Source organism: Paenibacillus sp. CMM36, assembly GCF_053570945.1.
In genome coordinates this window covers 143,168-163,072 of the sequence record NZ_JBSEDY010000010.1, presented here as the reverse complement: position 1 = coordinate 163,072, position 19,905 = coordinate 143,168, and the positions used below count along the sequence as shown (strand labels likewise).

Sequence of the window (19,905 nt, the reverse complement as noted above, 5' to 3'; positions counted from 1 at the left end):
GTGAGGCGTTCCCTTTGATGAATACAAGTCTGGATCAAAATATTTTGCTGCGGGCCGGCGACCTGTCTTTTACCTTCTTGAGCAGCGGTGATGTGTATAAGATCGCCCATGGCTCAACGATGATCAACCAGCTGTTGACCAATTCAGTCGATGGTTCCCTGAACAATCTGTACTTGAGATTGTACCGTCCATCCGGTGTAAGTATCACTCCCCTGCTTGGAGTTCGCTCACCGGGAGTAATTCGACAAACAGATCAGCAGATTATTTGGGAAGGTTTCACCGCTGGTGTAGGCTATCAGGTGACCTTCACGCTAAGCCGCCTGGGAGTATGGTTCTGGGATGTAACCCTACAGGGCGATGACGTGGAAGCAGATGTCGTGTACGGTCAGGATATCGGCATTGCCGATACCGCTGCTGTACGCAGTAATGAAGCTTATTTGTCTCAATATATTGACCACACCGTCTACCATAATGAACAAAGAGGCTATACCGTTTGCTCACGTCAAAACCAGCCTCAAAGTCAGACATTCCCATACATTCAACAAGGCTCGTTAACCCGCACTGTTGGTTACTCGACTGACGGTTTTCAGTTCTTTGGACTATCGTACAAGGAAACGAATGAGCCGGAAGCACTCCGTCGCGACTCGCTCGCCAATGAAGTATACCAATACGAATTCGCCTATACCGCATTGCAGTCCGAGCGAGTGGAACTTGCCGGGGAAGCTCGCTTTACTTTTTACGGTCTGTTCCAGCCCAATCATCCAGCCGCAGTGACAAAGCTGGAGTATCAGGAACTGGTGACAAAGGCACGCGACGAAGTAACTGCCGTTCTAGCAGATGCCTCTGAGACCAGCATACCGACACACGCGGCAAGTGATCTTCAGGCAGGGCGTGTGGCTCCAGCTCAAACCATCGGTGAGCCGCTGCGTACGCTGGACTTCACCGATGCCGAAGTGAATCAACTTTTCCCGAAACGGCAGGAAGAAGAACGGGATGGCAATAAACTCCTTTCCTTTTTCACGGACAGCTATGAGCATGTTGTACTCAAATCCAAAGAGCTTCGTGTAGAGCGTCCCCACGGGCACATTTTAATGGGCGGGCATTACTCAGGAGGTAAGGAAGAAACCATTACAACCACCTCCTATATGTACGGAGTGTTCAATTCCCAGCTCGTAATCGGCAATACGAATTTCAACAAAATGATTACCAACGCGCGTAATGCGCTCAATATTCCCAAGACATCCGGTCAGCGCATTTATGTCGGAATCCAAGGGAAATACCGCCTGCTCACGATGCCTTCCCTGTTCGAGATTGGCTTTAATTATGTGCGCTGGTACTACAAAACGGCTGACGATACATTCATTATTACAAACTATACGAATGCCGATAGCCCAGAAGTACGGCTTCACATGCGTGCGGCAAGTGGCCAAACCTATCCGTTCCTCATCACTCAGCAAATGTCTATGCATGTGAACGAATATGAGCTTCCGTTTCATATGGAACGTGAAGGCGACGCCTTACTCTTCCGGGCAGACTCTGCTTCCCTGAGTGCCGAAGCCTATCCCGACCTGCTGTACCGAATGCACATAGAAGGCGCTCCATTACAGCATGTGAGCGACGCTCACGCACTGCTACAGGGTAATGCTTCCCCTGATGCATCTCTGGTTGTGCTAGAGCTGGGTGACAGCAGCGAATGGACCTGCACCGTGCAGGGTTGGCTGAATGGACTTTCAGCCGGGCAAGAATCAGCACACAAAGAGCGTCACGCTTCCTTTGAAGATGAGCGCGAGCACTATCGGGCATATTTTGCCGAGCTTATGAACGGTTTCCATCTATCGCTGGGTCAACATGAAACAAGCGAGCTGTTCCGTGTGAACGCAGTGGCTTGGTGGTACACCCATAATATGCTCGTTCACTATTCTGTACCTCACGGTCTGGAGCAATACGGCGGTGCAGCCTGGGGAACACGCGATGTGTGTCAGGGGCCTGTGGAATATTTCTCAGCTGTGCAAAAGTTCGATGAGGTTCGTTCCATTCTGCTGACTGTCTTCAGCCATCAGTACGAGGACAGCGGAAACTGGCCGCAATGGTTTATGTTTGACAACTATACTCACGTGCAGCAAGAAGAAAGCCATGGGGATATTATCGTCTGGCCGCTCAAGGTACTGGGCGATTATTTGACCGCTACCCGTGATTACAGTATTCTGGAAGAAAATGTACCTTACACCCATCGACATACTTTCGATTATACCAAGCAGACCGCGACTCTCATGGAACATGCCCTGAAGGAAATCGAATACATTCGAGATAATTTCCTGCATGATACGTATTTGTCGGCCTATGGCGACGGCGATTGGGACGATACCCTCCAGCCAGCCAATGCACAGCTGAAGCAATACATGGCGAGCAGCTGGACGGTTGCACTCACCTACCAAGTTATTAGTAACTTTGCTGCAGCTTTGGAGCAGGCCCCCGCGGGTGTAGTAAGCGAAGCCGACAAGATTGCACAAGATCTACATCAGATGGCCAATGGCATCCGTAAAGACTTCAACCGCTACATGCTGGAGAGCGGAATTATTCCGGGCTTCGTGTATATGGAAGAGCCCGGTCAACCTAAGCTGATGCTCCATCCGTCTGACACTGAGACGGGAATCCATTACCGCTTGCTGCCGATGACGCGCAGCATGATCAGCCAGCTGCTCACGCCTGAGCAAGCATTGGCTCATGAGCAACTCATCCGTGAGCAGTTCCTCTGCCCGGATGGTGTGCGTCTGATGAACCGTCCTGCACAGTATGATGGCGGTGTGAGCTCGCACTTCAAGCGCGCAGAGCAAGCGGCCAACTTTGGACGTGAAGTCGGGCTGCAATATGTGCATGCCCATATCCGCTTTGCGGAAGCGATGGCCAAGTTGGGACGCAAGGATGACGCTTGGCATAGCTTGAAGCTCATCAATCCGGTCGGCATCCGTGCGTCCGTACCGAATGCCGAATGGCGCCAAAGCAACGCCTATTTCAGTAGCTCGGACGGTAAATTTAATTCCCGCTATGAAGCACAGGAACGGTTTGGTGAACTGCGTGAAGGAGCCGTACCCGTCAAAGGCGGTTGGAGAATCTATTCCAGCGGTCCGGGAATCTATATGAATCAGCTGATATCGAATGTCCTTGGTGTTCGTCAGTCAGGCGAAGACCTGATCCTGGACCCTGTGCTGCCGGATCATCTCGACGGATTGGAATTTAAGTTTTCCTTTGCAGGGAAACCGATCACCTTCGTCTACCGTATGTTGCAAGAGCATACTGGCGGTGAGCAGGGCCGTGTAGTATTGAATGGAACACCACTGGAAAGCGAGCCAGCCGGCGATAATCGCTACCGCTCCGGTGCCTTACGCATCAAACGCGAGGTTTTCGAGCAGACGTTAGCAGAGCATGATGGTGTACATCGTCTGGAGATTATTTTATAAAGAGTTTTTGATGCTAATCTGGTATAGGCAACAAAGGGATGGCGATCTTGCGGGATCGCCCTTTGCTGCTTAGGTGTAGGACTACGACATTTGGAATAGATATGTGGTTAATAATGAATATACAATAGCAATGATAAGACGGACGACAAGGAGGTGACGATGTGGTCAGCATTAAAGATATCGCCAAACAGGCGGGCGTTTCCATATCTACCGTTTCATATGCCTTGAATGGTAGCGATAAGGTAACAGAAGAAACTTGCGCACGTATTTTAGCCATTGCCAAAGAGCTTAACTATGTGCCCAATGCCGCCGCACGTAATCTCAAGAAAAGGCAGACCAAAATTATTGGCGTTTTCCTAACTGATTTTCGTGGAGACGTTTATGGAGATTTACTGTACGGCATCAAGGAAATTTTGAACCGCAAGGGCTATGATCTCATCGTATGTAGCGGTAAGCAGTCTCACCGAATGCTGCCGGAACGCATGATTGACGGCGCCATTGTGCTGGATCAGACGTTTGAAAGTCAGGAGCTACTGAACTACGCCGAGCGAGGACATAAAGTTGTCGTGTTGGACCGTGAACTGAATCATCCTAACATTAACCAGGTGCTGCTGGATAACAAAGCAGGCGCCGCTCTCGCCATAGAACATCTATTGGAATTGGGACACCGTAAGCTTTATGTGGTTACCGGACCAGAAGGTTCTTACGATTCATGGCAACGGATGCAGGCGGTCAAGCAGACCATTGAGCGTAGCGGCGTCGCTGAAATGATTGAAATTTACGGCGATTTTGAGAAATCGGGCGGTGAACAGGCGGCTGAGATCATTTTGCAGCAACAAGTTGGCCCGGGTTTGGAACCTGTAGCCGTATTTTGTCTCAATGATGAAATGGCAGTGGGCTTTTACAATCGAATGGCTCAGTCAGAGCTGACGATTGGCAAGGATATTCATATCGTCGGCTTTGATAATATCGAGCTGGCGCAATATATTCAGCCCCGTCTGACAACGATTGACTACTCCAAACGTAAATGGGGCGCTGTAGCTGCCGAACAAGTTCTCAAAATCATTGCCGGGGAAGACGTGGAGCATGAACGTTTATACGTTACGCTTGTCCAAAGAGAATCAGCAGGCGTAGCATTCATCACCCAAGATCAACAGAATTTGTGATGAGCAACGCAGAAGTAACCTGCTCGCCGACCTCCAAAAAAAGAACTTCCACAGTCCCAGTACACGGGTTGGAAGTTCTTTTGGTTATACTTTTTAACCTAACAAGTCCTCAATTGAATTCGACAACGACCGTAAGGGATTACCAATCGTTTGCCCCGTCTCCAGCTCCACTTGTAACGCAGCATCAACCATAGACAACTGTGCTACAGCCAGCCCTCTGCTTGGATCAGCCTCCCTTAGCTCATACAGCGAACGAACCAGCAGTTCCTTATACTCGTCTTCACGTCCCTGCATAATCAATTCAAAAGCGTCCTCCACCACCTTGACCTCTATCAAAGGAGAGATATCCGGTTTGCCTAACAGAGCAGCCGTATGATAAAGACGCTTCATCGTTCCCTCTACAGTAGCCGGATTCGTGAATACCAAGGTCCGTGGCCGCAAATCATCGCATATCTCATGAAAAAAGGGCTCATCCAGCGCAATTACTGGTGTAGACAGGGTCAATTGAGCCTTTTCTGCCAAAACAATATAATTCGTGCACGTTATCAAAATAACGTCTATATCGCTTTGGGCAATCCATCTCAGTTGCTCTTCTACCTTGCGACTGGCATCGTCCGCAGAAAAATGCGGGTCTGACGAGATCCGGCGCATAAGCCCAGGGTCCACAAAATGTATCAGCTCCACCTCATAAGAAGCCAAAGCTCGTTCCACATAGGCTATGTTCGAGTGATGTGCATGCAGGCAGCCCACACGTTGCTTCAAGCCTTCCATCGTCCAACCTCCTGTTATAAGTTTGCATCATTTTAACAGGAAGAGGACGATTAGGAAAGCATGCCAATCACGCCATACCACAAATGCACTTTCTTAAAACTTGCCGTTTGTATTTTTCCACTCTGTTTTAGCTGGAACCTCCTGAACTACGTCCCAATGTTCCGCTACCTTGCCGTTCTCTACCCGGAACAGATCATAGACAGCGGCTGAAGTTCCCTTAGACGATGTCAATTCACTCACAACCAGCACAAAGTTGCCTTCTCCAATGACCATGTGAACCTGATCATATCCAAAGGGAGAACCCTGGCTTCCCGCTGCGGAAAATGCTTGTTTCAAATTGGATACACCGTCACCAAAAAGAGGATTATGCTGAATGTAATGGTCACCGTTATAGTAGCTTTCCAATGCAGCACGATTTTTGCCAACCAGGACATCATCCACAAACTTGCGGATCAGTGTTTTGTTCGTCTCAGTTTGGTTGAGATCCGTGATCTGTGTTGTTCCGTCAATCATGGTATGTCCGCTTGGATTGGCTGGAGCCGAGTCCTGTATGTTGTCCCAATGCTCGACAATTTTACCGTTGCTATCGAAGCGGAAAATATCAAACACAATGCTAGTTTTCCCTGCAATGGACTTTTTATAATGAACCGCTACAACATTGCCATCCTGAATAACACGTTGGATTTCAACCTGTACATTGGCTCCCTTCAATTGGCTAATCCCTTGCAGCAAGGCATCTCTCCCGCTAGCAAAGCTCAGATTGTGCTGAATGTACTGATCCTTGCTGATCCAAGTCTCGGCCGCTTTCGTATTTCCGGTTTCAAAGCTTTTCAGAATCTCTATAACCTTATCCTTATTGCTCACCCCGATTTGCACCGTTTTGCTGGTCGGGTCCCAAATCACTTGCTTGCCCCATGCTTCTTTGATGACATCGACCGGTACATAGGTTACCCCTTGTTTAGTCAAGATGGGTGAGGTGGACAGCGGTACCTTAATCCCGTTGATTTGCGCTTCCGGGCTGCCCGACATCAGTACAACCGTCGCCTGATCATAACGAATGGTTGTGCTTTGACGCGCCGTATTGAACGTAATATGCTTGGAATCCAGTGGAATCCCCAAACTGGAAGCCAATTGTCTCAAAGGAATCAAAACCTGCTGATTTTCCACGATAGGAGCAATCTTGTAAGCCTCTTTCTTGCCATCTACCCAAACCTGAATACCCGTATCAGGTTTTACCTCGGCCGCTAAAGCCGGTACAGCAGAAGACAGAACAAGCAAACCAGCGAGTGCAGCAGTAACCGTATGTTTTTTCATGAATGTAAGCCCCTCTCAACCTGTAAAATAGAATATGAATACAATTCCTTTTTATGTAACTAATAAAGTTACACCTAATCACGAAAAAGCAATTTTTCCCCGCATACCTAACTTTAAACCCCATTTAAATCTTTTGAAACCTCAATACCCCCCCTTTCAAAATTTATATTTGTACTGCTACAATGCAAGCCACAAGCCTTAGAATAAAGGATATGGGGAGCAATAACAATGTGTGATAACTTGCTAATGCCGAAACTCAAAAAAGCGGCTCCTATCGGCAAGCGAATGAACGCTTTTTGAATAGTAAGCCGCTGTTAACCCCACTGCTATTGTTATACGGATAACGTTCTCCGAAACTTGATAAAGCTGCCGATTCGCCAGATCGAGATATACACCAACGCCATCGTAATTGCCAGCATGCTAATTTCGGACGTACCCAAACTACTAAGGTACTGGGTCAAAACAACGCGAATCAGGATAATAGCGATAATAATATATTTAAAATATTGGTTCGGCTTGGGATAAATCAGACCGTCAGACCGTCTTTCATACGCTGTATGCAGCAAAATAACATAGCCAAACAGAGCCCCTAATAGCCCGGCAGCCAGCAGTTCCCAAAAGGCGGGGGGCGCGTACGTTTGACCGGGAATATGCATTAATTGGTACACAGACATCATCATAAGCGGGAATACGATAAACAAGGGGAGGAGAATCCGTGTTCCGTTTCCCTTTATCGGCCCCCTTCGTCTCTTGGTTCTTAACCAGATCATCAGGCCCACCAGAACAGCTACCAATGCATATATGAATATCGTCGTCATGGTGTAACTCCTTCCTCATAGATCATATGGATACGCTAGTCTAAATCGACAGCTTTTTGTCCAACAAATAAGCGTTCAAGCGGATTAATATATACGCAGCAATCCAACTGATCAACACCGCAACCGGGAAATGCCAGGTAAAAGAAAACCACTGTCCTGTCTGAGCATGATCAAACTGCTCATAAAGCCCATGATCGCCCGACCAATAAAAGACACTCCCGCCACCCATCAAAAGAATCCACAGTATCGGGCTAAGCGGCCGCAAGGTACTGTATTTGGTACTGGCAGTCAGAAGGCCCAGCGCAATAACAAAAGGTGTGAAAGCGATAATCATCACAAACCAGTTCAATCCAGCTACAATAAAGCACGCTGCATCCGCGAGCGTATAAGGCTGTATCGTTGATGAGATGAACAATGCGTACAGAGAACCCACCACAAACAGGAACAATATCACGACAATGGTTTGTAGAATTGCCGCAATCCATTTGGCGCTAATCAGCCACATGCGCGGATAGGGAAGGGTCAGCCACCATCCGTAGGTGTCATTTTCCCATTCTCGTCTCAAACTTCCCACACCCATGAAAATGATCATGTACGGCAAGCCCAGGGTCACATACCACAGCCTTGTCAATTCGAGTTGGTTGTGAAGCGCGAAGTACAAGGAAATAGCGAACGCCGCAATGAGAAATAGTGAGAAATACACAAGTCTCCACGATCTCGGTAGTCGATTGCGGCTCTGTTTTCTCCAGCTTCCTTTATTTCGAAATTCATGGCGTATTAAATCTTTGAACAGCCCTGATGAATTCACGCCTTCCACTCCTTTTTGTACAAATTGCGGAACACCTGATTCAGCGAGCCATGCTCTGCACGCAGATCATCCGAATCACCAGACCATAGGATCCGTCCGCGGCCCATCATGACCGTGTAGTCAAACAAGCCTTCCACTTCCTGAATATCATGCGTGCTAATGAGTATAGATTGCTGCCGACCCTCCAAATAATCAATAATCCCGGCCACAATCGCCTCTCTGGAGAGGACATCAATACCTGCGAACGGTTCATCCAGAATCATGAGTGGAACCTCACGTGCCAAACATAAAATCAGTAGCACACGCGCCTCCTGTCCGCGACTCAACCCGGCCATTTTCAGCTCCAACTCCACGTCCATATGATCAGCAAGTTTATAGGCATCTTTTATATTGAAGCCAGGCAAAAAGGACTTCCCCCATTCCAGCGTCTGCTGAACTGTATGATTAGGGTACCAGCGTGCCCGGTCAGGAAGATAGGATATATCCCGGTTGGTTTCCCAACCAGGCTGTCGGCCCAACACCTGAAGCTCGCCCCCATCTGGCTGAATCAATCCAGTGATCGCTCGAAAGAAGCTGGACTTCCCACAGCCATTGGGTCCAAGCACGCCTACTATGCGTCCTGCCGGAATGACAACATCCAATTGATCCAACGCTTTTTTACTGCCATATTGCTTCACCAGATGATTCGCAACCACAACAGACTCCGTCATGCCTTATCGCCTCCTTCCTTCTCATTTCCGTCCTGTTTGCTTCGTATATACTGCTGAACATCTCCCCAGGATAGTCCCAGGCTGCTCATTTGTCCGAGAAACTGATCTATATACGTCATAGCCAGTTGTTCCCGAAAGCTGGCAATCCGCTCACTGGATGACGTAACATAAGTGCCTAGACCACGCCGTTTCTCAGTCAATCCGTCCCGCTCCAGCTCCTGATACGCTCGCATCACGGTATTCGGATTCATGCGTAATTCCTGCGCCAGATCACGAACAGACGGCATTTTGCTTCCCATTTCGATCTCCCCTTTAGCAATGGAGCTTCGTACTTGATTTAATATTTGTTCATATAATGGCTGGCTAAAGTCAATTAAAAATCGGAACGAGCCAACCCGTTGTTCTTCCATGGGTGTTTCCCCCTAATCGGCTGCATCTTTCGTGCCTGTAGTGTATTATATCACTTAATACACATAATACAAGTACTCTATTAGCTAAAATGTCAGTTAGTCACGCTCTCCAAATTCATTCAGTAAATGCTCAGCTTACACTCAGATAGCATTCAAGTTGATCCCTTATGATGTACCACGTACCAAACACCCCATTACTGAAAGGTGGAAAATGAAGATGAAGAGCACCAAAAAAGCAATTTTAGCTGGAACGATGGCGTTAGCATTTTTAGGAGGCGGAGCACTGTACTCCACAAGCGCAGCTCATGCTGCTTCCACTACACCTGAGAAGGCTCCCCTTGCAGACAAAGCACAGGCACCTAAGGGTAACCCAGGCGATGCTAACGGCCCTAAAATCGCAGGAGGAAACTATGCTGAGAACAAAGCTCTCCTGAAATTATTAAAATTATCCTCCAGTCAATTGGATACACAGCTGAAAGCAGGTAAATCCCTTGCTACAATCGCCAAAGCACAAGGCGTAAGTATAAATTCTGTTATTGATGTAATGGTTTCGGATATGAAAGCGAAACTGGCTACGGAAAAACAAAACGGTAAAATTACAGCAACCGAATATAACCAACGCGTTTCTAATCTAAAACAAATGATGACAGATATGGTGAATGGCGTGAAACCATCCAAACCACCAGTAGATGGCGGTAAAGCGGATGCAGGTAAAACTCCTGCTCAAGGAGATGCCAAGGCTCCTGCTAAAACCAATGCAGCTAAAGCCTCTACTAAGCAGAAATAGCTACAGCTCCCGTTTGGGCACATCCACTCATGTATAATAAATCTCCGTCCGGCTTCCCTGTACGGATAGAGACGACAATAAGCCTGTCCCCTGCTGCGATACAACATAAGGAGATAGGCTTATTTATCATGTAAATAAGATAATATGGTAGACTAACATGATCCAGAATTCATTTTTCACTCTAATCCATAAAAAGGAGAACGTAATGAAAATAAATCAACAGGAATTTGATGTGCAAGGAATGCGCTATACGATCAGATCAGCCATGATTCAAGATGCGAAGAATTTGTCTGAAATCCGTTTGCTGATTGATGGAGAAACTGAAAATTTAGACAGAGAGAAGGGAGAAGCATTTATAAGTACATCCGGTTTTGAACAGCTCATCGAAACGGATACAGAGAATAACAGAAACCTATTTTTAGTTGCAGTAGTTCATGATAAAATCGTCGGATTTTCAAGATGTGAGGGCCATGTTCTGAGCAGATTCTCTCATAAAGTTGAATTCGGCGTATGTGTACTAAAGGATTTTTGGAGTTACGGGATCGGGACGAATCTTTTAAAAAAATCTATTTCCTGGGCTGAATCCAATGGCATCAAGAAAATGACTCTACAAGTTTTGGAAACGAATGATAAAGCCATTGAGCTTTATAAAAAACATGGTTTTGAAATCGAAGGGTTATTAAAAAACGATAAGGTTCTTTCAGATGGCAAATACTACAACACCATTATCATGGGGAGATTTCATAAATAAAAAAAGACCCTGTTCAACAGGATCTTTCATCTTCGTATCAATCACTTACCCTAGTAGCGATAATCATCATAAGGATTGCGATTACGATACTGATCACGCGGCTGCTGAGCTGCGGTAATCATCAAAAATATGCCTGAGAGCAAATGCATCAACCAGCCCACAATCGGAATCCATCCAATAACCGAGGTCACGATCCCTAAAATAGATCCATAATAAGACTCTCTATTCGTCACCGATAGTACCAACGTAACAATGTGGAAAATCAGCATAAAGAACAATATAGTATACGCGGAATTTACGACGAGTAGCCCGCCCAAAACGGGAATAGCTAAAAATAGCTCCAATCCGCCTGTAATCCATTTTAATGTTTTTGATGGTGTCATTGTTCCACTCTCCCGATGCTGTTTCATTCCATAATTATATCCTATCCCTATACAGGATGACATACATTTTTTAACATACTATATGCTTATATCGTGACAGTCCCATCCCTTTCTCGAATGAGCTAAGCCCTGGCTACATATATGTGAGAGAGACGAAATTCCGTGATTTCTAAAGGGGTGAACACGATGGGATATTATATTGAGGTGGAACGCGGCGTGAAGCTGTATGTCGAGGATATTGGAGAAGGCATCCCTGTTCTGATGGTGCACGGCTGGCCGCTGGATCACCGAATGTACGAATACCAGGCCGCCTTGCTGCCTGCTTACGGGTATCGCTGTATTCAGATCGACCTTAGGGGGTTCGGCAAGTCTGATCGACCATGGCATGGATACAATTATGATCGATTGGCAGACGATCTGCTGGCTGTGATGCAGGCACTTCAGTTAAATCAGGTACGGCTGATCGGGTTTTCCATGGGGGGAGCTGTGGTTACACGCTACATGAGCAGACACCGGGGATTTGGTGTCAATCAGTTGATCCTGATCGGAGCAGCTACGCCTCGATTCACCCCAACCAGCGACTTTCCTTATGGTACTCCTGTCACAGAGGTAGATAAACTCATCAAACAAGCCTATACAGATCGTCCACAACTGGTAACTTCTTTTGGCGAAATGTTGTTTGCTAATCCCGTCAGCCAGAGCTTACGCGACTGGTTACGTGACCAGGGCTTTGCGGCAACAGTTCATAGCATGGCTTGTACTTTGTACTCACTACGTGACTCTGATTTGCGCCCTGATTTGCCATGTATACACGTGCCCACCTGGATTCTACACGGCAAGCTGGATCGGGTCTGTCCTTTCCCCCTGGCTGTCCAAACTCAAAAAGGAATTGCCGGATCAAGACTTATTCCTTTCGAACGAAGCGGCCACGGTGTGTTTTACGAAGCGCTACCCGAATTTAACTCTATCTTACTGAGCATACTAGCCCCATCCTCCGCACATAATTGAAAACCTGTTCATCCTTATGTATAATTTATATTTATAAAAAACAAAAAAGACGCCTCAGCGCCGTTAATGGCTATGGGGCATCTTTCACTACAAACATTTATCCGCTTAGGATTGTTTGGTATGGTTGAAGCTCGTATTATTTAAAACAGCCAGCTTTTTCTCGCCCTTCACCATGGCAGAACCGCAAATGGGGCATGTCGGCTCGACAGAAAAAGCGAAGTTATCTCGCATCCAGCCGTTACATGTATCGCTGGCGCAATTCCAGACAGTTGTAATTTCCTCAGGAATCTCATCCATTGGCTTTTTCCGTGAATTGTACATAAACATCCCTCTTTCTTCATGATTTATAAAGCGATAAGATGTAATCAGTTCAAAAACGGTCTTATGAACAGATAAAAACAAATGCCCCAAACGCTATGTTCGGGGCATCTGAAGTAGGCTGTAATTTAAAATTACAGTTTTACAACGTTCTCAGCTTGTGGTCCACGGTTTCCTTCAACTACGTTGAATTCTACGCGTTGGCCTTCGTCCAAAGATTTGAAACCTTCGCCTTGGATTGCGGAGAAATGTACGAATACGTCGCTTCCACCTTCAACCTCGATGAAACCGAAACCTTTTTCTGCGTTAAACCATTTAACTGTACCTGTTTGCATGGAATTACCTCCAAAATGTATTTATATGACCTTTATTTTTTACAAATAAAAATTCACATATTGCACAAGGTTATTTCAACCTAAAACAATAGCCCTCTACAATATGCGAATCTCAGGTCACAATCTCAATATACTCATATTACCATAAGTGTATTGAAAACGCAAGCACTGGTGAATTTAATTTATGCAGAGTGCTTATGTTCTCTATTGCTGCTTCAAAGCTGTGTTCATTCGGCGGGAGCGAGTCATTAACGCCTACTTAAAACATTATATCCGCAGTTGCTACCTATTATACCAGCAATCAAGAAATAAATATACAAAACATTGCGCAGGAGACGAACTTCTTAATAAAAGCCCATCTCCTGCGTTTATTTGCTTATTTTGAACTACAATTCTGCCAGTGCTTTAATTTCCTCTGCTGTCAGCGCTTTGTTATACAATTGAACTTCATCCAGGCTGCCATTGAAGTAAGCATCGGCGGCAAAGCGGCTTTTGCCGAGATAAGCCTCGCTCGTCAGCAACTCATTGGGATTAAAGGTAATACCGTCATTAACAGCTACTTCCTCACCATTTACATACAATTTCCCTGTATTCCCTTCCAGTGTAACCGCTACATGTGTCCACTGGTTTAGCGGTAATGATGATTTGGAAAGCAAGCTTTGATCCGTACCTTCATGGATTGTAAACTGGAGTACACCGCTACCTTGGGAAGGGGTAAGAAACATATGCCGGGCTTGGCCGTTGCCGAAGTCAAAAATCCGTTGCCAAGCTGCACCGCCCTTCCAGTTCACCCAAGCGGAAAAGGTAAAATCCTTCGCATCTGTTACTGTATTTGGTAGTTGCACGTAACCATCCTTACCGTTTAGGACAAGCGCACCGCCAAGCTTCCCGTCTTTATCCCATGCAGCACCACCATAGGTCTTACCATCAAATTGATTGTATGTGCTGTCGACAACCGTAGTTCCTTGATCTTCATTCCACGAATAGCGTGCGAGCTGAGGACCTTGGGCCTGCCCGGGAACAATGGCTGTAAAGCTTTTCTTAGCGGTGGCTTTGTCCTTTTTAATGGTCGCCGTCAATGTAACTTTTACAGGCTGAGAACCGGCTTCTGGACGGTATACATCACCTGTCACAGAAATATTCTCCGGGTGGGTGGACTCCCATGAAATAGTGGTATCTTGTGCTGCTTGAGTAGGTAGCGTCAGATTATAAAGAACATTGCTCGTATCGCCCAGACTAAGGTCCTTCTGCACAGCAGTTACAATCTTGCTGGCCTTCAGGTCAGGCTTTAGCGAACCCCATACCGCAACACCCTTGGAGGACAACGCGGTAAAAGCAAGCGTCTTGGCACCTGTGTCTGGATCACGGTGCCGCAGGAATACACCTTTGTACTTCGTGCCCTCTGCTGTAATTTCCAACTGATTGTCTGCCCCCAACTTCCATGTACCGTTCACTCCACCAGACAGTTTGCCACCGCGATCCAGATTGACGATAACAGCTTGCTTAATATTTGCCGAAATTTCCTTTCCATGATTTACATACGAGTATTGACCGAGGACATCCTTTTCTGACAGCCTTTTCAGTGAATCCTCATCTCCCGAATAACGATAAGGAGCAACCACAGGCCAACCGTCAGCGTTCATGAACATTTCATGTACCCGCACTTCAAACTGTTCGCCTCTCCCAGGGAAACGTGAATGAAAAATGACAAAATGCTTTTTCGTCTTGGGATCATAATAAGCCGAGTTGTGTCCGGGCGACACATAGCCTGCACCCAGTCCTGTACCCGGATCACCAATTTCTCTTGGAATCAGGTAATTACCTATCAGTTTGACACCGTATGGTTCAATGGAAGCGTCATCAAAAAGTGGTTTGTCCGGATTCGCCTTGACCTTGATCATATCGTTGCCTTCAGCATCGTAGAAAGGACCATCCGGTGTTTTGGACCGAGCCACCCGCAGGTTGTATCCGCCATCCGCTGACAATCCACCATACGATAGGAACAAGTAATAGTAGTCCGTTTGCGGACTGTATTGTATGTACGGCCCTTCCATACGAGCATGGTTGCCGCCTGTCAGCTTTTTCCCGTAGCCTTGACCTGGGAGCGGCTTCCCTGTTTTTTCATCCATCTGCATAATGAAGATGCCTCCTGAGTAGGAGCCATATACCATCCACAGCTTGCCGTTCTTATCGTAAAAGGTGTCCGGGTCCACGGCGTTCGGATGCTTGGTTGCGTCATAGATCGCCCCATCCTCACTCGGTTGGTCCCACATACCGGATTTTAGAAAAATCCCTTTATTCTTATACGGCCCTTCAATTTTATCAGCAACTGCTAGGCCCATTGCTGAACGCGGGGAATCACCTTTACAAGCGTTATAATACATATAGAACTTGCCATCTGCCAGTTGAATGACATCAGCTGCCCACAGCGTGTCTGTCTGCGCCCAATCCAGTGCTTCCTTTAATTCTTCTTTAACGTTGGGAATTAATGCATTACCATTCGCCACTCCTGTAGCAATCGTATCCCAATTCATGAGGTCTTTGGACTTGGCAGCCGCAAGATGGGAGCCAAAAATGTAAAATGTGTCTTTCACTTTCAGGATGGATGGATCATGTACGGAAGTCTCCTTGAAGGAAACGGCCTTTTTACTTTGGATTGAAAGGTTCCCCATATCTTGAGCCTGAAGGGAAGTTTGACCCACACTTTGAGCCTCAACTGTATCTAAATTGAGTGTTTGCTCGGCGCCTACCAAAGAAGCAGGCAACAACAGCGCACCTGCGAGTGAAGCTGCCGTTACTTTACGAACAAATAAATGCTTCATAAATTAATCTCCTCTCGTTTTGAACATCCCTGATAACATAAAACAATTTTGGGAAAGCGGTCAGGATTATGTTTGTATTAACTTCTTCGCCCTCGAATTTAAAGTTACTTATCCCTCCTGTCCAATTTAAAGCGCTTTCAATAGATTTGAAAAATAAAAGCACCTTCTGTTAAGAAGGCCTATTCAAACCTGACGGTTAACCGTACCTCTATATTATTCAATGGATATGGAAAATTCAATATGTAATTTTATATTTTTATAAATTATTCACTGTATTATTAATTATAATAAATGTATTGCTTTAATTCCTAGTTTAAAGTTATAATTTTACAAGTAAAATTCTATATGTTACCTGCCGATATATTTAAAAACAACTGTTTTATGATGATTATAATACAAATATTTACATTTTATGAGGAGGTGAAAATATATGCAATGGTATTTAAATGGATTAAAAAACTATGTAGGATTCCAAGGTAGAGCAAGACGTACAGAGTATTGGATGTTTGTTCTATTTAGCGTAATTGCCAGCTTTATAGTCGGTCTGATCGATGGTCTTGTGGGCTTAACTCCGATATTGACGTACATTTACTCTCTGGCAGTCTTGCTGCCATCCTTGGCCGTTCTGGCCCGTAGACTGCATGATACAGGCAGAAGCGGATGGTGGATTCTAATCGCTCTGATTCCTCTTGTAGGGTCAATTATTTTGATTGTATTCGCATGCCAAGACAGTCAGCCTAACGACAATAAATATGGAAAAAACCCTAAATTGTAATGGTTGTAGTTGTCTAAAAACCTCCTTCACTTTTGTGAAGGAGGTTTTTTTCATATCCGGCAGAATTCAAAGGGTAAAATTACTTCCATTATTCACATCCGTGAATTTTTTTAGCTTTACCTGTTTACATTCTCCTCTTTTAGTTTATTTTAAACGAGTATTAAGCTGGCACTAAGATTGGGTGTGTATGATGTATATTAGAATCTGGTAACTACATAAGCCGGATCGGCTAAAGGCATAAACATTACTCCCGTTGGATATCCATATAAGGCTCCACTCTGTCAGAAATTGAATGAAACACAAAGGAGATTTTACACTTATGAATCGAAAACGAATGTTGGTCATCTGTACACTGTTGCTGGCGTTGTCTATTGGGCAATCTTCTACTTGGGGAAGTCGGGCTAATGCTGCTACACTGGCTCCAGAGAGAGCCCCTCAGGTACAGGATAATGAAGCTTCCAAGGATGATGAACTGTTGAAAACATTGGGCGCATCCTCGGATGAGCAATTATATGAAGCGTTGTATAACGGTCAAACCTTGGCAGATATTGCACACACCAATAATCAGGATGCACAGGCTGTCGTTGATTTACAAGTAGCTCAGTTAACGGAGCAGTTGGATCAACGACTGGCTAATAAGAGCATTACGCCTGAGCAATATCAAGCCCATAAAGCAGAATTGACACAAGTCGTTGCTAAAAGTGTGTTCGGGCTGTAAGTCAGTGACGTACGTGGCCAGCTATACGCCGTAGTTCATGACACCCTCAGAGGTGCTTCTTAATTCATGTCAAAAAGGCGCTCCCCCGACGGGATGGCGCCTTTTTGCTGTCTATATTTTGTTGTAAATTACACTTGGTATACTCGGATCAAGTTAGTGGTGCCCGCCTCAGCGACTGGAACACCCGCCGACAGGACTACAGTGTCACCTTTATGGATATATCCTGCATTCAGAGCGTTACGGATGGAGGATTCGAACATTTCATCCGTTGTAGCTACTTTATCCCCTTTGATCGGGAACACACCGGATAACAGGCAAATTTTAGCGAATACCGTATTATTCGGAGTAACCGCAATAATAGGCGCCTTCGGACGATATTTGGATACCATACGTGCCGTGAATCCACTGGCAGTCGAGGTAATAATCGCTTTGGCATCCAGCTCCAGAGACGAACTTACCGCACCCTGACTAATCACTTCGGTAATGTTGGTGCTCTGACGTGCTCTGCGCTTATCGAACTGCTCCTGATAATCCAATTGTGATTCTGCACTGGCAGCTACCGCAGCCATGGTCCGTACAGACTCGACAGGATATTTACCTGCAGCAGATTCACCTGACAGCATAACAACATCGGCTCCTTGCATAACGGCATTAAACACGTCACTAACTTCAGCTCTCGTCGGACGCGGGTTCACCTGCATGGATTCCAGCATGTGGGTAGCTACGATAACGGGCTTGCCGACCAGATTACACTTGTCGATCATTTCTTTTTGCATCACAGGCACATCTTGAATCGGCACCTCGACGCCCAGATCGCCACGGGCTACCATAATGCCATCGGAAGCTTCGATAATATCATCCAGGTTTTCCATGCCTTCAGCATTTTCAATTTTGGAATAAATTTGGACATGCTCCGCATGATGGCCCTTCAAAATCTCACGGATTTCGCGGATATCGTCGCCTTTACGCACAAAAGAAGCCGCAATAAGCTCAACGCGCTGCTCCACCCCAAATTGGATGTGTCTCACATCTCGCTCCGTCACGCCTGGAAGGGTTGTATGAATCCCTGGCAGGTTTACACCTTTTCTCGGCTTCAAAATACCGCCGCTTACAATATTACAAATCATTTCCGTACCTTCGATGGAGGTTACAGTCAGATCAACCAAACCGTCGTCAATGAGAATGCGGTCGCCTGGTTTGATGTCCTTCGGCATATCCGGGTAATTCACTGAAATACGATGCTCGTCCCCTAGAATCTCTTCTGTGGTCAGAATGAGCTGGCTACCTGGCTTCAGCAGACAAGATGCCTCTCTCAGCTTGCCAATCCGTATTTCCGGTCCTTTAATATCCATCATGACAGGGATAAAGGTATTCATTTCCTTCGCAGCCTGACGCACATTTTCGATACGTTTAACGTGATCTTCCAGCTCACCGTGAGCCATATTCAAGCGGGCTACAGTCATACCAGCCTGGATCATTTCTTTTAACAAATGAATGGAGTCACAGGCAGGTCCCATAGTACAAATAATTTTCGTTTTAAGCATAGTAATGTCATCCTCCTGAATGTCTTTACTGTATGGTTTCTAATTCCATTTTGCTTCTCTATCTACATTAAACTTATATAGCTCTATTCTACCTGTACCCGTGCACCAAGACTATGAACTATAGTATGATGAATGTACTACAGTATAACGAAAGTTGAAGACATCGGGGAGTGATTTTCGTGATTACATTGATAGATATACGGCAGGATAACGGTGTGGACTGGTATGAAAAGGCTGGTGCAAATAGCGACAACGATGACTTACTGTTCATTTTGGTCACCTTTGGCAAATGTGTATATTGGGTGAACGATTGCAAATTCATTCTCGGTAAGGGTGAAACACTGCTTTTACCCGGTCATCTGGATTACTATGGCAAGAGCATTCCTACGCTTTTTCATACCAAGTATGTGATACATTGCCGCAAAACATGTACGAACAGCACACTTCCCATACTGAATACCGACAAGCCGTTGTTGATCAAACCTGGATGCTACGATATGCTGCATGAACGGATCAAATCGATGTACTATCAATGGACTGAACACCCAAGCTACTACACCATGATGGCTGACTGTCTGCTGACCGAGGCCATGATATATATGAATCAGGAATGGGACAAAGGCGCCATTTCTTGCGATCGAGAGCGACATGTGGAACATATGAAACAGTATATCCAGAACCACTACCGGGAAAAGGTGACCAAGGAGGAGCTTGGCGACGCCATCCGTAAAACCCCCAATTATGCCGCGACGCTGCTGCGTGAGGTAACACGCCAAACGATCAGTGAGCATGTACATACGCAACGTATTAAAACCGCCATCTACATGCTGACCGAGTCCCGGCTAACGATTCGTGAAATTTCGGAGTATGTGGGATATAGTGATGTTTCCTATTTTCATCGGATCTTCAAACGGTTAACAGGCTGCTCGCCGTCCGAATTTCTGGATGAACGTTCCTCCATCGTTTAGAACTACAGAAATAGGACTATGGGAAGATGATACGAAGCAAT

19 protein-coding genes are annotated in these 19,905 nt (G+C 45.9%); 8 read left to right on the top strand and 11 right to left on the bottom strand.

All coding sequences use genetic code 11. From position 1 onward, the window contains the following. Positions 1 to 17: 17 nt before the first annotated feature. Positions 18 to 3,458, top strand: coding sequence for a GH36-type glycosyl hydrolase domain-containing protein (locus ACWA2B_RS19415; protein WP_449292526.1), 3,441 nt, complete (start codon positions 18 to 20; stop codon positions 3,456 to 3,458). 161 nt (positions 3,459 to 3,619) lie between these two features. Continuing rightward, the gene (locus ACWA2B_RS19410) at positions 3,620 to 4,624 is read left to right on the top strand and encodes a LacI family DNA-binding transcriptional regulator (protein WP_449292525.1); all 1,005 of its coding nucleotides are present in this window, start codon (positions 3,620 to 3,622) and stop codon (positions 4,622 to 4,624) included. A gap of 93 nt (positions 4,625 to 4,717) precedes the next feature. Here ACWA2B_RS19410 and ACWA2B_RS19405 read toward each other — a convergent pair whose 3' ends face one another. From ACWA2B_RS19405 to ACWA2B_RS19380, 6 genes are all read right to left on the bottom strand, one after another. Further along, entirely contained in the window at positions 4,718 to 5,395 is a 678-nt protein-coding gene (locus tag ACWA2B_RS19405) for a hypothetical protein (protein WP_165149208.1), read from the bottom strand. 93 nt (positions 5,396 to 5,488) lie between these two features. Further along, positions 5,489 to 6,709, bottom strand: coding sequence for a stalk domain-containing protein (locus tag ACWA2B_RS19400; RefSeq protein ID WP_449292524.1), 1,221 nt, complete (start codon positions 6,707 to 6,709; stop codon positions 5,489 to 5,491). A gap of 332 nt (positions 6,710 to 7,041) precedes the next feature. Next, entirely contained in the window at positions 7,042 to 7,527 is a 486-nt protein-coding gene (locus ACWA2B_RS19395; protein ID WP_342434736.1) for a CcdC protein domain-containing protein, read from the bottom strand. 40 nt (positions 7,528 to 7,567) lie between these two features. Continuing rightward, positions 7,568 to 8,335: an ABC-2 transporter permease gene (locus tag ACWA2B_RS19390; protein ID WP_029516853.1), complete on the bottom strand. Its 768-nt coding sequence runs from the start codon at positions 8,333 to 8,335 to the stop codon at positions 7,568 to 7,570. Next, on the bottom strand, positions 8,332 to 9,045 hold the full coding sequence (locus tag ACWA2B_RS19385; protein ID WP_069010117.1) for an ABC transporter ATP-binding protein: 714 nt from the start codon (positions 9,043 to 9,045) through the stop codon (positions 8,332 to 8,334). The genes ACWA2B_RS19390 and ACWA2B_RS19385 overlap by 4 nt, the downstream gene beginning before the upstream one ends. Beyond that, complete coding sequence (locus tag ACWA2B_RS19380) at positions 9,042 to 9,455, bottom strand: GntR family transcriptional regulator (RefSeq protein WP_029516855.1); 414 nt, start codon at positions 9,453 to 9,455, stop codon at positions 9,042 to 9,044. Before ACWA2B_RS19380 ends, ACWA2B_RS19385 begins: the two co-directional genes overlap by 4 nt. Before the next feature lie 217 nt (positions 9,456 to 9,672). Here ACWA2B_RS19380 and ACWA2B_RS19375 point away from each other — a divergent pair, with 217 nt between their 5' ends. Further along, entirely contained in the window at positions 9,673 to 10,242 is a 570-nt protein-coding gene (locus ACWA2B_RS19375) for a hypothetical protein (protein ID WP_449292523.1), read from the top strand. A gap of 205 nt (positions 10,243 to 10,447) precedes the next feature. Beyond that, positions 10,448 to 10,993 (top strand): GNAT family N-acetyltransferase, encoded by a 546-nt coding sequence (locus ACWA2B_RS19370; RefSeq protein ID WP_165149216.1) that lies wholly within the window; start codon positions 10,448 to 10,450, stop codon positions 10,991 to 10,993. 50 nt (positions 10,994 to 11,043) lie between these two features. Here ACWA2B_RS19370 and ACWA2B_RS19365 read toward each other — a convergent pair whose 3' ends face one another. After that, the gene (locus tag ACWA2B_RS19365; RefSeq protein WP_029516858.1) at positions 11,044 to 11,376 is read right to left on the bottom strand and encodes a hypothetical protein; all 333 of its coding nucleotides are present in this window, start codon (positions 11,374 to 11,376) and stop codon (positions 11,044 to 11,046) included. A gap of 186 nt (positions 11,377 to 11,562) precedes the next feature. Between ACWA2B_RS19365 and ACWA2B_RS19360 the strand changes: the two genes are divergently transcribed. Beyond that, the gene (locus tag ACWA2B_RS19360) at positions 11,563 to 12,384 is read left to right on the top strand and encodes an alpha/beta fold hydrolase (protein WP_029516859.1); all 822 of its coding nucleotides are present in this window, start codon (positions 11,563 to 11,565) and stop codon (positions 12,382 to 12,384) included. Between the two features lie 105 nt (positions 12,385 to 12,489). Here ACWA2B_RS19360 and ACWA2B_RS19355 read toward each other — a convergent pair whose 3' ends face one another. From ACWA2B_RS19355 to ACWA2B_RS19345, 3 genes are all read right to left on the bottom strand, one after another. Continuing rightward, complete coding sequence (locus ACWA2B_RS19355; protein ID WP_013308357.1) at positions 12,490 to 12,705, bottom strand: cold-shock protein; 216 nt, start codon at positions 12,703 to 12,705, stop codon at positions 12,490 to 12,492. A 131-nt stretch (positions 12,706 to 12,836) separates the two neighbouring features. After that, positions 12,837 to 13,037 (bottom strand): cold-shock protein, encoded by a 201-nt coding sequence (locus tag ACWA2B_RS19350; RefSeq protein ID WP_007428290.1) that lies wholly within the window; start codon positions 13,035 to 13,037, stop codon positions 12,837 to 12,839. Between the two features lie 386 nt (positions 13,038 to 13,423). Then, positions 13,424 to 15,859, bottom strand: a complete 2,436-nt coding sequence (locus ACWA2B_RS19345; protein ID WP_069010121.1) for a LamG-like jellyroll fold domain-containing protein — start codon at positions 15,857 to 15,859, stop codon at positions 13,424 to 13,426. Positions 15,860 to 16,289: 430 nt separating this feature from the next. Between ACWA2B_RS19345 and ACWA2B_RS19340 the strand changes: the two genes are divergently transcribed. After that, on the top strand, positions 16,290 to 16,634 hold the full coding sequence (locus ACWA2B_RS19340; protein WP_318628183.1) for a DUF805 domain-containing protein: 345 nt from the start codon (positions 16,290 to 16,292) through the stop codon (positions 16,632 to 16,634). Between the two features lie 319 nt (positions 16,635 to 16,953). After that, the gene (locus ACWA2B_RS19335; RefSeq protein WP_029516862.1) at positions 16,954 to 17,352 is read left to right on the top strand and encodes a hypothetical protein; all 399 of its coding nucleotides are present in this window, start codon (positions 16,954 to 16,956) and stop codon (positions 17,350 to 17,352) included. Between the two features lie 128 nt (positions 17,353 to 17,480). Here the strand turns inward: ACWA2B_RS19335 and pyk are convergent, their stop codons facing one another. After that, positions 17,481 to 18,896, bottom strand: coding sequence for a pyruvate kinase (gene pyk / locus ACWA2B_RS19330; protein ID WP_029516863.1), 1,416 nt, complete (start codon positions 18,894 to 18,896; stop codon positions 17,481 to 17,483). Between the two features lie 179 nt (positions 18,897 to 19,075). On the opposite strand from pyk, the gene ACWA2B_RS19325 reads away from it, so the two are divergent. Next, on the top strand, positions 19,076 to 19,864 hold the full coding sequence (locus ACWA2B_RS19325; RefSeq protein ID WP_341071525.1) for a helix-turn-helix domain-containing protein: 789 nt from the start codon (positions 19,076 to 19,078) through the stop codon (positions 19,862 to 19,864). Positions 19,865 to 19,905: the final 41 nt, after the last annotated feature.

Coding starts and splice junctions, on each gene's coding strand:
- ACWA2B_RS19335 (WP_029516862.1), top strand. CDS start 16,954: ATGAATCGAAAACGAATGTTGGTCATCTGTACACTGTTGCTGGCGTTG.
- ACWA2B_RS19360 (WP_029516859.1), top strand. CDS start 11,563: ATGGGATATTATATTGAGGTGGAACGCGGCGTGAAGCTGTATGTCGAG.
- ACWA2B_RS19375 (WP_449292523.1), top strand. CDS start 9,673: ATGAAGAGCACCAAAAAAGCAATTTTAGCTGGAACGATGGCGTTAGCA.
- ACWA2B_RS19355 (WP_013308357.1), bottom strand. CDS start 12,705: ATGTACAATTCACGGAAAAAGCCAATGGATGAGATTCCTGAGGAAATT.
- ACWA2B_RS19415 (WP_449292526.1), top strand. CDS start 18: ATGAATACAAGTCTGGATCAAAATATTTTGCTGCGGGCCGGCGACCTG.
- ACWA2B_RS19380 (WP_029516855.1), bottom strand. CDS start 9,455: ATGGAAGAACAACGGGTTGGCTCGTTCCGATTTTTAATTGACTTTAGC.
- ACWA2B_RS19385 (WP_069010117.1), bottom strand. CDS start 9,045: ATGACGGAGTCTGTTGTGGTTGCGAATCATCTGGTGAAGCAATATGGC.
- ACWA2B_RS19350 (WP_007428290.1), bottom strand. CDS start 13,037: ATGCAAACAGGTACAGTTAAATGGTTTAACGCAGAAAAAGGTTTCGGT.
- ACWA2B_RS19365 (WP_029516858.1), bottom strand. CDS start 11,376: ATGACACCATCAAAAACATTAAAATGGATTACAGGCGGATTGGAGCTA.
- ACWA2B_RS19345 (WP_069010121.1), bottom strand. CDS start 15,859: ATGAAGCATTTATTTGTTCGTAAAGTAACGGCAGCTTCACTCGCAGGT.
- ACWA2B_RS19400 (WP_449292524.1), bottom strand. CDS start 6,709: ATGAAAAAACATACGGTTACTGCTGCACTCGCTGGTTTGCTTGTTCTG.
- ACWA2B_RS19395 (WP_342434736.1), bottom strand. CDS start 7,527: ATGACGACGATATTCATATATGCATTGGTAGCTGTTCTGGTGGGCCTG.
- ACWA2B_RS19405 (WP_165149208.1), bottom strand. CDS start 5,395: ATGGAAGGCTTGAAGCAACGTGTGGGCTGCCTGCATGCACATCACTCG.
- pyk (WP_029516863.1), bottom strand. CDS start 18,896: ATGCTTAAAACGAAAATTATTTGTACTATGGGACCTGCCTGTGACTCC.
- ACWA2B_RS19340 (WP_318628183.1), top strand. CDS start 16,290: ATGCAATGGTATTTAAATGGATTAAAAAACTATGTAGGATTCCAAGGT.
- ACWA2B_RS19370 (WP_165149216.1), top strand. CDS start 10,448: ATGAAAATAAATCAACAGGAATTTGATGTGCAAGGAATGCGCTATACG.